The 13,298-nt window shown below is 40.9% G+C and carries 9 protein-coding genes and 7 tRNA genes; 10 read left to right on the top strand and 6 right to left on the bottom strand.

The window, feature by feature from the left end:
• Positions 1-9: 9 nt before the first annotated feature.
• A complete protein-coding gene (gene arcB, locus CWC28_RS00080; RefSeq protein WP_138624557.1) occupies positions 10-2,337 on the top strand; it encodes an aerobic respiration two-component sensor histidine kinase ArcB in 2,328 nt (775 codons plus the stop codon).
• A gap of 6 nt (positions 2,338-2,343) precedes the next feature.
• Here the strand turns inward: arcB and arcA are convergent, their stop codons facing one another.
• The 5 genes from arcA to trmB all read right to left on the bottom strand — a co-directional run bounded on the left by arcA (position 2,344) and on the right by trmB (position 7,199).
• Entirely contained in the window at positions 2,344-3,060 is a 717-nt protein-coding gene (gene arcA / locus CWC28_RS00075; RefSeq protein WP_054551295.1) for a two-component system response regulator ArcA, read from the bottom strand.
• A gap of 105 nt (positions 3,061-3,165) precedes the next feature.
• Entirely contained in the window at positions 3,166-3,687 is a 522-nt protein-coding gene (locus CWC28_RS00070) for a YfiR family protein (protein WP_119852302.1), read from the bottom strand.
• Positions 3,687-5,309 carry an ATP-binding protein gene (locus CWC28_RS00065; protein ID WP_063703491.1) on the bottom strand — a complete coding sequence of 541 codons (1,623 nt, stop codon included), beginning with the start codon at positions 5,307-5,309 and terminating at the stop codon, positions 3,687-3,689. The genes CWC28_RS00070 and CWC28_RS00065 overlap by 1 nt, the downstream gene beginning before the upstream one ends.
• A gap of 118 nt (positions 5,310-5,427) precedes the next feature.
• Positions 5,428-6,456, bottom strand: coding sequence for a methyltransferase (locus CWC28_RS00060; RefSeq protein ID WP_138624556.1), 1,029 nt, complete (start codon positions 6,454-6,456; stop codon positions 5,428-5,430).
• A gap of 17 nt (positions 6,457-6,473) precedes the next feature.
• Entirely contained in the window at positions 6,474-7,199 is a 726-nt protein-coding gene (gene trmB / locus CWC28_RS00055; RefSeq protein ID WP_063703496.1) for a tRNA (guanosine(46)-N7)-methyltransferase TrmB, read from the bottom strand.
• 214 nt (positions 7,200-7,413) lie between these two features.
• Here trmB and mutY point away from each other — a divergent pair, with 214 nt between their 5' ends.
• A complete protein-coding gene (gene mutY / locus CWC28_RS00050; RefSeq protein ID WP_502704926.1) occupies positions 7,414-8,490 on the top strand; it encodes an A/G-specific adenine glycosylase in 1,077 nt (358 codons plus the stop codon).
• Between the two features lie 15 nt (positions 8,491-8,505).
• Positions 8,506-8,778, top strand: a complete 273-nt coding sequence (locus CWC28_RS00045; protein ID WP_063703501.1) for an oxidative damage protection protein — start codon at positions 8,506-8,508, stop codon at positions 8,776-8,778.
• Between the two features lie 40 nt (positions 8,779-8,818).
• Here CWC28_RS00045 and CWC28_RS00040 read toward each other — a convergent pair whose 3' ends face one another.
• Entirely contained in the window at positions 8,819-11,590 is a 2,772-nt protein-coding gene (locus CWC28_RS00040; RefSeq protein ID WP_138624554.1) for a hybrid sensor histidine kinase/response regulator, read from the bottom strand.
• A 394-nt stretch (positions 11,591-11,984) separates the two neighbouring features.
• On the opposite strand from CWC28_RS00040, the gene CWC28_RS00035 reads away from it, so the two are divergent.
• From CWC28_RS00035 to CWC28_RS00005, 7 genes are all read left to right on the top strand, one after another.
• A tRNA-Phe gene (locus CWC28_RS00035) sits at positions 11,985-12,060 on the top strand.
• A 70-nt stretch (positions 12,061-12,130) separates the two neighbouring features.
• Positions 12,131-12,206 (top strand) — tRNA-Thr (locus CWC28_RS00030).
• Between the two features lie 105 nt (positions 12,207-12,311).
• Positions 12,312-12,387, top strand: a tRNA-Phe gene (locus CWC28_RS00025).
• A gap of 57 nt (positions 12,388-12,444) precedes the next feature.
• A tRNA-Thr gene (locus tag CWC28_RS00020) sits at positions 12,445-12,520 on the top strand.
• Positions 12,521-12,636: 116 nt separating this feature from the next.
• Positions 12,637-12,712: transfer RNA gene (locus tag CWC28_RS00015), tRNA-Phe, on the top strand.
• 51 nt (positions 12,713-12,763) lie between these two features.
• Positions 12,764-12,839, top strand: a tRNA-Thr gene (locus CWC28_RS00010).
• Positions 12,840-12,952: 113 nt separating this feature from the next.
• A tRNA-Phe gene (locus CWC28_RS00005) sits at positions 12,953-13,028 on the top strand.
• Positions 13,029-13,298: the final 270 nt, after the last annotated feature.

Below are 13,298 nucleotides of genomic sequence, written 5' to 3'. Positions count from 1 at the left end.
CTTTAATATATGATTGATTCTTCTTTGAGTCCGTGGGCTCGCACACTCTCAAGCTTTATTTCTAAATACGGTGAGTTTAAAACTGCCGCTGCCTGTTACGCCTTATTATTGGTTATGTCGCTGATCTTATCGTGCATGTTTTATTATGTCGCGGTTGGTACGGTGACTTTAGTTGATGTTTTGGCGGTGATGTTTTTTACCGCAGTAGTATCACCGATTTTAATTACTGTGCTGCTAAATTCGATTCGTCAGTTAGAAGCCTCTTACAGCTATTTAGATAGCGCAACCAAACAAGAAAAACTGCTTAACCAAACACTAAAAGACAATATCAGTCGCTTAAACGAAGAGATTGATGAGCGTAAAATGGCGTTTCATGCCAAGCATAGAGCGATTGAAGAGCTTAGACGCGAAATCGCCGAGCGTAAGAAAACCCAACAAGAGCTTGCACAACAGGGCATGTTATTGCGCTCTATTGTCGACTCGTCTCCCGATTTATTCTATTACCGCGATAACAACGGCGTGTTTGCTGGCTGTAATAAAATGTTTGAACAAGTGATCGGAAAAACCAGTGATGAGCTAATTGGCAAGAGTGTTGAAGACATCTACCCAAGCGATTATTTGCCTGAAGTGCTGCGTACCGATAAAAAAGTATCTCAAACCCATCAAGCCTTGACGCTCGACGTTGAATACCCCGTTGATGGTGAAAAACGCTGGTTTGAAATGCGTAAGCTACCCTTCATTAATGAAAAAGGTGAGTACATTGGTTTGCTTGCCTTTGGCCGTGATATCACCAGTCGTAAAGAGGCGGCTCAAGCCCTTGAAGCAGCATATAAAGATAAAGGTAAGTTCATTGCAACCTTGAGCCACGAATTAAGAACACCGCTTAACGGTATTGTGGGTTTAACTCGTATGCTACTTGATACAGAACTTGATAAACAACAACGAAGCTGGTGTAACACGGTATTTTCAAGCGCCGAAACCCTTGGCAATATTTTTAACGATATTATCGACTTGGATAAAATTGACCGTGAGCAACTCGATATTGTTGCTGACTCAGTCAATGTGGCCGACTTCATTAATGATGTGGTGAACTTCGCTGGCTTAATTGCTGAACAAAAGGGACTAGAGTTCAATATTAAACGTAAGGGTGCGCTAGATGTGTATGCGTCCCTTGATCCGACTCGTTTACGTCAGGTTGTTTGGAACCTGATTAACAATGCCGTTAAGTTCACTCAGCAAGGTCATGTAGAACTTGAGTGTCGTCGTGAGAATCGTCCTGATGGTCCATGGTTAGTGATGCGTGTTAGTGACACGGGCCAAGGTATTCCACAAGAGCAGTTGCATCGTATCTTTGACATGTACTACAAAGCGCCAGATATCAACGGCACCAATGCTATTGGCTCTGGTATCGGCCTTGCGGTAACAAAAGCGCTTGTTAGTGCAATGAAAGGTGAAATCCATGTCAGTAGTACGGAAGGTGAGGGCAGTGTTTTTGTTGTTGAAATACCGCTTAAGCTTTGTATTGCGCCAACAGAGCAAAATTATGCAGTGCGCAGCTTAAACATTCTTTTAGTTGAAGATGTACCGCTAAATGCCGAAATTGCAACTAACTTACTTGAGCAGCGTGGCCACGAAGTTATTTGGGCTGAAACCGGTGAAGATGCGCTGTCGTTTGTCTACACAGAAGATGACTTAGACCTTGTTCTGCTTGATATGCAGTTACCTGATATCAATGGTGATGAAGTGGCTCGTCAAATTCGTGACGATGAGCATTTTGATAACCTGCCAATCGTTGCTTTGACTGCCAACGTGCGTAGTGCCGAAGAAGAGCTTGCAGGTATTAATATTCAAGGTGCACTCGCTAAGCCTATCAACACCACTAAACTCGATAAAATGCTCGGCGAGCTATTCGATATTAAACAGCAGAAAAACTGTCAGCCAGAGCCAATAAAAGCGGTAGCTGAAAAAGATTTATCGGGTATTCGTGTTGAGTTACTTGATATTGAAACTATCGAAGATTTTGTAGGCTCAATGGGGCTGGTGATCTTTAATCGTAGTTGTGAGTTATTTAGCAAGTTAAACCCTCAGTATCAAACTGAGCTTGCAGATGCCTTAGCGGCAGATGATAGAGAAGAGTACAAATCGGTGGCACACAAATTAAAAGGTGCAGCTGGCTCTGTAGGTTTAAACGATGTGCAATTACATGCTAAGAAGATGGAACACGGCGCGCTTGAAGAAAGTAGTGAAGAGTTACAGCAGTGGCTTGATGAATTAGCAGTGAAAATAAATGAAGGGCGTGACGCCCTCCAATTATTCTTACAGCAGTTAGAAGATTAATTCTAATTAGCTGTCGATTTTACCAATGAAGCGGTAGCCTTCACCATGGATGGTGCTGATCAGCTCAGATGTGCTGTTATCGCTTTCAAAATGTTTTCTGATACGACGAATTGTTACGTCTACAGTACGGTCGTTAGCGCGAAGCTCACGGCCAGTCATGTGCTTGATTAATTGCTCACGGCTGAAAATACGGCCCGGTGAGTCAAGCATTAAGCGTAGCGCACGGTATTCACCTTTAGGTAAACGTTTAGCGTCGCCACTTGGAGATGTTAAACAACGGCTGTTTTCATCAAGTTCCCAACCGTTAAATGTAATAACACCATTTGTTTCGATATTCGCTTCTTCGCCACCAAGGGCTGTGCGCGAAATAAGGTTACGAGCACGAATAGTTAACTCGCGAGGGTTGAATGGTTTAGTGATGTAATCATCAGCACCAATTTCAAGACCTAAAATGCGATCAACGTCGTTGTCACGACCTGTTAAGAATATTAAACCAACGTTACGTTTTTGACGTAATTCACGTGCTAAGATTAGCCCGTTTTTACCTGGTAGATTGATGTCCATAACTACAAGGTTCACATCATCATTATTTGTAAGCTTGTCATGCATATCATCGCCATCAATGGCTTCAATAACTTTGTAACCTTCAGCTTCAAATAAACTAACGAGGTTTAGTCGAGTTACGTCTTCATCCTCTACGATCAGAATGACTGGCGTTTGCATTGTATATTAACCTTTTCGGAAATTTTATTTACAAAAATTCGGTATTATCAAGCAAAACCGAATACTAGAGATTATAGGATTAGATCCAATTGTTAACAAGTAAAATCAATTTGGATAAAACTTAGCCATAGCTAACAATCGAGATTGCACTTTAAAGTTATGCTGCAATACGTGCTGCTTATTGATATACAGTCGGATTTTATTTCCTTCTTGAACCAGTGAGGCTATACCGCCATTTTCTAAAAAGCTGATACTTTCACCTATTGTTAAAGTATCCAATGAAATTGTATCGGTCCAAAGTGGAAGTATATCATTTTCTAATGTTTCATCAATGTATGTGATATCACAAACTTGAGAAAGTTCAGAAATTTGCTGGGTTTTTTTCACTAATTTAACGTGAATAGGTTTTTTGTTAATTTGCAGTTCATTTCTATCTTTAAGGAAGGCGCCTGGACCTTTTTCTAGATCATAAAAACAAAACGTAATAGCAGGTGGATCCAGTTGATCATTAAACTTTGTGAACTTCGCTATTTGATATAAAAACGCCGACTTAACTTGGTCTGGTGATTTGGCAAATGCAGGGCAAACGACAAGTAAGGCTAATAAGATACAACATACAAATCTCATTACGCTGCACCTTCTTGCAATGGCAGAGTAATAATAAAATGTGCGCCTTGTTGAGCCAGCTCATCAAATATGATGCTACCGCCAAGTGCTTGGGTCACTAAGTTATAAACGAGGTGCATGCCCAAACCACTGCCTCCTTCACCCCGTTTGGTGGTCACGAATGGATCGAAAATTCGTTTGCGGATCGATTTGTCTACACCACTGCCGTTATCGAAGTAGTGAATGATTAAACTGCTTTCGTTGCGCTCAACATTGAAGGTGATTTCGTTATCTTGATCATCGCTAAATGCGTGGATCACAGAGTTACTTAACAGCTGCTGTAACACTTGTTGTAACGGTCCAGATTTGGTTTCAATACTGACATCATTGTTGCAGTTAATCGTGACCTTAGGATTACGGTATTGAATTTCTGAGCGCATCGACATCACTACATCACTTAATAAGTTATGTAAGTTGATTTTGGTGGAGATCTCGACATCTTGATTAACGGCTACTTTCTTAAAGCTAGATACCAGCTCTGCGGCGCGATTAAGATTGCGATAGATTAGGTCGAGGTTTTCGATACCATCCGTTATAAAGCGTTTTAAGTGCGTCGATGTTAAGGTCTTTTGTTCAAATTGTGCGTGTATTTCTGCCAGCTTGTCACGTAACAGTGTTGAGCCAGTAATTCCAAGCCCAATAGGCGTGTTAACCTCATGAGCAACACCGGCAACCATTTGGCCTAATGATGCCATCTTTTCGTTCTCGACGATTTGGTTTTGGTATTGGTGCATTCGCTCAAGGGTATTAAGTAGCTCTTGGTTTGCTTCCCGTAAGGCGATAGTGCGCTGGTTTACTTTTTCTTCAAGGCTTTGGTTGAGCTGTTTAATTTCTTGTTTGTCTTTTTCGTGACGCTGAATCTGATTTTGGGTACGCGCAAGCATGATGTTTAAGCTGCTTGCAAGCTGGTTTATTTCATCGATATTGGTTTTTTGCGCGCGGGTTTCATAGTTATGGTTTTTCGACACGTCTTGCAGCAAGTTACTTAATTCATCAATAGGGTTTGCAATACGTTTTTGAATACGTCGAGCAACAAAGTACACCAATACTAAAACGAAAAGGGTAAGTAAAATATCGATGATAATTTTACGATTAATATATTGATTGAGTCTGTCTAAGCCACCGCGAACATACACATAACCAATGGTGTTGCCTTCGTAAACAATCGGGGTGATAAGCTCAATATCTTTATCTTTAAAGCGTGGCTCTAATAAATTATCAATACTGCTGACTTTGATAGGCACAGGCGGGGTTCTATTGGCATTAAAGCTGCTAAAAAACACCGGCTCATTTGATAATTCATCGATTGAATAGATGTGGATGTTTTTAATAAGCGGCACAGATTCGAATGACTTTAAGCGCTCAGATTCGGTTTCGTTATCGTCAAACAACACGGTAATTTGGGCGTTGTAGGCGATTATTTTCGATAGGATAGAGATTTTATCGACAATCAGCGCTTTTTGCTCTTTTACATCTAGGTAAGTCGATATAGAAATAGACAAAGACAAGCACAACGCAGTGACTAGCATTACCGCGTTAGTCAACGCTTTACGAATACTTGTTTGTGTCGAGAATATTGACATGCGCTATAGTAGGCCAGAATTTTTGTTATTAGTAAGAGTTTAGTCTAGCAAAGACATTAAAAAGTAACTAAATATTTTAAAAAATATTTTTGCAACGAATAAGCTATTTACTCAGCTTTTACTTAGCTGAGTAAACGGCAAATTTAGTGTTTTTAAAGTCGGTGCTGTACTGACCAAATTGCGCTTCTAAAATGGGTGGGTATTTCAAGAAGCTATTTGCGACTATGGTTAACTTGCCTTGCTTACTTAAATGCTGTTTTGCTGAGCTAAGAAATGCTTCGGCAATGGTGTAATCTGTGGCAATCCCTGTATGGAACGGTGGGTTACTGATAATTAAATCAAACTTACCACTAATATCTGCTAAACCATCACTTAATACCGCTTCGCCTTTAAGGTTATTGAGCGCAAGGGTTTGCTCAGTGGCGTAAGTTGCAAGGGCACTTACATCGCTACACACAAATTCAAGTTCAGGTGCTTTTAAACCCAAGTAAGTAGCAATAATGCCTGCACCACATGCAAAGTCGAGCACTTTACCCTGGCTAATCCTCGGCGCATTATTGAGTAGTACTGCAGTGCCCACATCAAGCGCACCATGGTTAAATACGCCTGGTACACTGATAGCAGTAAATTCAATATCACCGGCTTTCACTTGGAATTGTTTGTGGTAGCGGCTGATAGCAAAGCTATTATTGAGTGTAAGTTCAGAGAATAAATACAAAATACAGTGCTTGGCACTATCGATTTTGTTACTAAAGCCACAGTGGTCTTTTAGTTGTTTCTCAGCTGATTTAACACCACTTTTATTTTCACCTACCACAAAAAGTTGCGCATCTTGATGACAAACAGCACGAATGTTATCAAGGCACATCAGTGCTTCAGGCTTAGCTTTTGGATAATAGTAGATTACTAAATCGTAGTTACCATGGGGAATGGTGTGATCAACCACAGCATGTACGCCAGCAACTTTGCTAGCATACATGGCATTTGCGTGGTTATAACTGAACGCAGTAATGTTTGCGTCAGGGTTTAGCGTTTTAAGTTCACGTAAAAAGCCATCTTGCTCAAAGTTAACCACTAAAATTGATTTTCCAACAAGTTCGTCTTCATTTCGAAGTAATAATAAACTTGGGTTGGTTAACTTACTCATGCTGCTTTTACCTTATCTTACTTTGTACGCTCAAACATTAAATCCCACACGCCGTGACCTAAACGGTGACCGCGTTGCTCAAATTTCGTCAATGGACGTGAATCTGGGCGAGGAACGTAATCGTTAGTTTCTGACTGGTTTTGGTAACCTTCAGCAACTTGCATTACTTCTAGCATATGCTCTGCATAGTTTTCCCAGTCAGTCGCCATATGGAAAACACCGCCAATTTTTAATTTGCTACGTAATTTTTGTGCAAACTCAGGCTGCACAATACGACGCTTGTGGTGACGCTTTTTATGCCATGGATCAGGGAAGAATAATTGCAATTTAGATAAGCTTTCATCAGCAATACAGTCAGCAAGTACTTCAATAGCATCGTGCTCAAACACACGTAGGTTAGTAATACCAGCTTCATCGGCGTCCATTAAACAAGCACCTACACCTGGGCGATGAACTTCAATACCAATAAAGTTAAGTTCAGGTGCGTTTTTAGCCATTTCAACTAGCGACTTACCCATACCAAAGCCGATTTCTAGTACGATATCGTTATCGTTACCAAACACTTGTGCTAGGTCGAGCAAGCCATTTTTGTGCTCAAGGCCCATTGTCGGCCAACACTTTTCGATGGCAGCTGCTTGCCCTTTTGTTAGGCGACCTTCGCGCTTAACGAAACTACGAATAGTGCGGATATATTTACCCTCTAGCTTTGCTTGCTCGAGGTTTGGGTTACTTGAGTCACTCATATAATTTGGCCTGATAAAAAACACTGACTATAGAAAAAGGTTGCGTATTATCCCTGACCAGCGCCTTGAGTACAATAGTAGGGGTTATCTTTCTAGCTTAATTGTGCGCCAGTGCGTTGGCTATTTGGGCATGGCAAGGCCCGTTCGACTTGCTTGGCCTAACTAACTGCAATAGACTTGGCCGCAATGAGCTTCAGTAAGTAAAGATGTTATTTTGAATTTAAGTAATAAGGAGTCAACCTGGTTTGCGAACCAAGTTGTTGACTGGTATCACCTTCACGGCCGTAAAACGCTGCCATGGCAGTTAAATAAAACCCCTTATAAGGTATGGATCTCTGAAGTCATGCTACAGCAGACTCAAGTCGTTACTGTTATTCCTTACTTCGAAAAGTTTATGCAAAGCTTTCCTGACATTATTGCGCTCGCCAATGCGGATGAAGATCAGGTATTGCATCACTGGACTGGCCTTGGCTACTACGCTCGGGCGCGTAACTTACATAAAACGGCAAAAATAGTCCGTGATAAATACCAAGGTGAGTTTCCAACTACGCTTGAAGAAGTGATGGACTTGCCGGGTATTGGTCGTTCAACGGCAGGGGCTATCTTGTCCTTATCGCTTGGCCAACACCATCCAATTTTAGACGGTAATGTTAAACGTGTTTTAGCACGTTTTTTTATGGTTGAAGGCTGGTATGGGGTGAAAAAGGTCGAAAATCAGCTTTGGTCATTATCATCGCAATTAACGCCTAAAGAGTCGGTCACTGAGTTTAATCAGGCAATGATGGATTTAGGTGCAAGCCTTTGTTCACGCAGTAAATTTGACTGTGAGCCTTGTCCATTAAATAGCAAGTGCCTTGCTTATAATGAAGGTAAAGTGAAAGAGTTTCCGCATTCAAAGCCGAAAAAGGCTGTGCCGAAAAAGTCATGTCATCAGCTTATTCTTGCTTGCGATAATAAAGTACTTATGGAAAAGCGCCCAAGCTCAGGGATATGGGGTGGTTTATTTGGCTTTTTTGAGTTTAGCGAGTTAACTGAGCTCGAATCATTTTTAGCCCAGCATGGCTTACCTAGCAATACGCTGGCACTCGAGGCCTTTACTCATGTGTTCTCGCATTTTGAGCTGACTATCAACCCCCATGTTTTAACATTGCCGAGTATTCCAGATCTCATTAATGAGCGACAACTGGTTTGGTATCCACTTGATGAGTCTATTGAGGTGGGTCTTGCAGCGCCAACGAAAAAGCTGGTTAAACAATTAAGCGCAATAGATTACAATAGCATCACGCAATAAGAGTAGAGAGCAATTATGGCACGCACAGTATTTTGTCAAAAGTTACAAAAAGAAGCTGAAGGCTTAGGCTTCCAACTATACCCAGGTGAGCTTGGTGAAAAAATTTTCAACAACATCAGTAAAGAAGCATGGGGCCAATGGCAACATAAGCAAACGATGTTGATCAACGAAAAGCACCTAAACATGATGGACCCAGAGCACCGAGCTTTTTTAGAAGAGCAAATGGTGGGTTTCTTATTTGAAGGTAAAGAGGTAGAAATCGAAGGCTACCGTCCACCAGAAAAATAAACCAAGATATTAAATGTAAAAAGGGCCAATTGGCCCTTTTTTAATTTGTTGTTTCTTGTTCGGCTTTTTGAATTTGCTCTTTTAAGTACTGTGCCACTTTAGAGTATTCAATTTCGTAGCTGTCTCTTAGCGCAATTAATTCATCACTTGTAGGTGGTTGTTCTTTATCTTTACAACGCCCTTCAAACTCAGCAGCAAGCTCTGCTACTTTCATCGCCCCAATCGTTTTTGAGATAGATTTGAGCTGATGACAGGCAGATTTAATGGCCTCTAAGTCTTGTTCAATAACACCGCTGTTAACTTCTTTGCTCAGTTGATTGCTTTGCTCTAAGTACATTTTGAAAAAGCGTAGTTTCTTAGCTTCATCATTGTTTACATAGTTAGCCAGCATTGTCATATCAATAGGGGCTGCGGGTCTTTTAACTTCGAGCTTGGTAGCCTCTGGATTTGTTTTGTACGCACATTTATGTAACGTTGCTTCCAGCACATTTAGTTCTACAGGTTTGGTAATGTAATCGTTCATACCTATGTTTAAACAGCGCTCTTTTTCCCCTTTAAGGGCATTGGCGGTGATAGCAATCACATATGGTTGAGCATTGATATCTTCAAGTTGCGATGCTTCATGACGAATCTTTTCAACCATATCGTAGCCTGACATTTTCGGCATGTGTAAGTCAGTTAGAATAATTGAGTGCCTGCCTTCTCGCCATGCTTCGAGGCCTTTTTCACCATTTTCAGCCATTTCGACGCCATAACCCAACAGATGAAGCTGATCGGTCAACACTTGCTGGTTTAATACGTTATCTTCGACAAGCAATACAAGTTTGTTTTCTTCGCGGGCTTTATCAACACTCAGGTAGTCGTTAAACGACTTAGCAGAAGCAATTTGTTTTGGTTTATGTAAACCTGCTGCCACAAGTAACGACATCATAAAGTTAGATTTACATAGCGGTGCAGCGTTTAAGTAAAAGATATTTTTATGATTTACAGCGGCTTCGTCGAGTTTACTTAACACAATAACTTGCTGTTTATTATCTTCTAGGGTGTAGAGTAAGCGGCGTAAGATATAGTTAATATCTTCCATGGTTTCAATACCATCGAGGATCCAAATAATATCTTTTTTATCTTGTTCAGCTTCGATTTTATCACTGCTGTCTGCAATGACAGGCGTAGCACCCATAAATGATAAATAGCGGGTAAGTAGTTTTTTACGACCATCATGGTTGGTTACAACAACAACGCGTTGGTCTTTCATTACTTGTTTGTGTGCGTACTCAACTTTGCCTTGAGTACTAAATGGGAGTTCAACAACAAACTCACTGCCGATACCTAAATCACTGGTAACAGAAATCGTTCCTAGCATTAGCTCTGTTAAGCTCTTACAAATTGATAAGCCTAAACCCGTCCCACCGTATTCGCGGGTAATTGAGCCCTCAGCTTGAATAAACGGGTTAAAGATTTCGCGAAGCTGCGCTTGGGTCATACCTTTACCGTTATCTAATACGCTAAAACGAAGGGTATAGTGATCAGTGGTGTTTTGGGCTACCTCTACCGAGATTTTCACATGGCCTTTGTGTTTTTCGTCGGTACTGGTGAACTTAATTGCATTACTACATAGGTTATAAAGTACTTGGCGAACACGCACCGTATCACCAATCAAATTGGTCGGAATATCCGGGGCAATAGCCAACTCAAGTTCAAGGTCACGCTTTTTGGCCACCGATGATAAAACACGAGCGACTTCTTCAATGGTGTCTGATACTGAAAAAGGAATATTATCAATATTCAGTTTACCCGCTTCGATTTTCGAGAAATCAAGAATGTCATCTAATATCCCTAATAACGAAAATGCAGAGTCGCGAATAATTGTACTTAATCTATGTTGCGCCCCATCAAGCTCTGTTTGGCGAAGTAAATCTATTGTGCCAATAACACCATTCATTGGGGTACGAATTTCATGGCTCATGGTTGCCAAGAAAGTTGTTTTGGTTTCGTTTGCTTGTTCTGCTTTTAAAGTTGCTTGCTCAAGTGCCAACGTTCTATTTTGTACTTCGGTCTCTAAGCCACTTTGTAATGCTTGCAAATCGGCTTGTGCCGCTTTGTTTTCTGTTATGGCTGATTGCACTTTATTTAGCAGCAAGTTGATATTTTTTGCTACTGAGTCCAAACCAAAATCTAGGCCTTCGGTCACTTGAGCTTGGTAGTCAGCATTGTCAGTGATAGCCATCAGTTCTGTGCTTAATGACTCACTGCTTTTCGTAAAACGTTTATTAATAAGAATACTTAACGCAAAAGACAAAATAGCCAGTGCGACTAAAGTCAATGCGGCTAAACCATATGCAAGACCTGCAGACTGCGCAATGGGCTCTACAATCGGGTGTTGTTTAATGATTAGTTCACCAACAGGTTGATCATTAAACTCTAACACCGTATGAATAAGGGTGTTTTGCTCTAGTTTTTGATTAACTTTACTGGCTTCAATTAGCTCTTTATTACTGGCGTATACAAGTGATACATCGCCGTTAAATTCATAGCGATATAAATAGTAATCAAAGCCATCATTAAGTAGCTGACTTAAATCGAGCACTTCTTTTACTTTGTCTTGGCCAGGCATAGTTAACGCACTAATTAGAGGTGCGGAAAGCTGATTCGATAATTGCTGTGTTGTGATGGTTGGTTTGCTAACCTGTTGAGACGATTCACTCGTTGGATAAAAAGAATAAGCAACAACCGCAAGTAGGGTGATGACAAGATTCGTGATTATAAAAAGCGGTAATAGGCCTTTTACAGGTGAATTCGATTTACTTGGCATGGCTTTAGTCCAACAAATTATACAGCAACAGTAAGCATATTCTTGATTATTAGACAATCCTACCATCTATGAAGAAAAATTCACCACGTTTTTAACATAGGTAACTCTTTTATGATGAGGGTCAACCAAAAAGTACAAAATTTGTAGATTAAATAAGCTAAAAACTATTAAAAACAGTAATCTTGATTGAAAACTGTGCAAACAGTTAGAATCCTCAAAAAAAAGTTGACTTGAGAGGGCAAAACCCGTTTAATACGCCGCACGCCCAGACAGCGACAACCAAATTTGTTGCTCATAAATGCGTTTAAAATTTGCCCAGATAGCTCCAGTCGATAGAGCCATTGGGAATTGCATTGAAAATCCTTGTGGATATTCTGCATAAAAATTTAATATTGCCCAGATAGCTCAGTCGGTAGAGCAGAGGATTGAAAATCCTCGTGTCGGTGGTTCGATTCCGCCTCTGGGCACCATTATTTAATATATTGGTGTTTAATTTATGATTTAAACATCAATATCGTGCATAGCACACAGATTTAGTGTGCCGACTTAGCTCAGTTGGTAGAGCAACTGACTTGTAATCAGTAGGTCATCCGTTCAACTCGGATAGTCGGCACCATTTATTTTTAAACGAAAGTTTGAAATGCCCAGATAGCTCAGTCGGTAGAGCAATCGGGAATTGCATTGAAAATCCTTATGGATATTCTGCATAAAACTAAATATTGCCCAGATAGCTCAGTCGGTAGAGCAGAGGATTGAAAATCCTCGTGTCGGTGGTTCGATTCCGCCTCTGGGCACCATTATTTGATAATCTCTTTTAAAGTGATTATAGTGCACAACGCACACGATTTTAGTGTGCCGACTTAGCTCAGTTGGTAGAGCAACTGACTTGTAATCAGTAGGTCATCCGTTCAACTCGGATAGTCGGCACCATTTCTATCCTCGATAGCAAATTGCTGTCAGGAACTTGCCCAGATAGCTCAGTCGGTAGAGCCATCGGGAATTGCATTGAAAATCCTTGTTGATATTCTGCATAAAACTAAATTTTTGCCCAGATAGCTCAGTCGGTAGAGCAGAGGATTGAAAATCCTCGTGTCGGTGGTTCGATTCCGCCTCTGGGCACCATTATTTATAATCACAATGTGATTAAGTGCTAAACGCACACAGGTTTAGTGTGCCGACTTAGCTCAGTTGGTAGAGCAACTGACTTGTAATCAGTAGGTCATCCGTTCAACTCGGATAGTCGGCACCATTTATTTAATAGTTAGCATTTAGCTAATTGTTATGCCCAGATAGCTCAGTCGATAGAGCCATCGGGAATTGCATTGAAAATCCTTGTTGATATTCTGCATAAAACTAAATATTGCCCAGATAGCTCAGTCGGTAGAGCAGAGGATTGAAAATCCTCGTGTCGGTGGTTCGATTCCGCCTCTGGGCACCATTAATTCAAAGCCTCGCAATCGCGAGGCTTTTTTGTTTCTGTCCCCTCCAAATCACGATTTTACATCCCGTCGGCGTGAAATTTAAAGAGCTATCAGCTTTCAGCCGTCAGCTATCAGATTGAAAAGTTAGCGAGTTAGAAAGGGTAAAGGTACGAGTTTCGAGGTCCGAGATACGAGTTGTAGGAGGCGTTTTAACGCCGAAAAAAGACGATTTGGTAGGGAGCCCCCTTCACGAATCCAAAACCAACACCAACACTATGCTGTTAGCA

Source organism: Pseudoalteromonas sp. S4492 (assembly GCF_005886115.1).
GTDB classification, from domain to species: domain Bacteria; phylum Pseudomonadota; class Gammaproteobacteria; order Enterobacterales; family Alteromonadaceae; genus Pseudoalteromonas; species Pseudoalteromonas gelatinilytica.
Note: the sequence above shows the minus strand (reverse complement) of the source record. Positions and strands in the feature narration are given on the sequence as shown.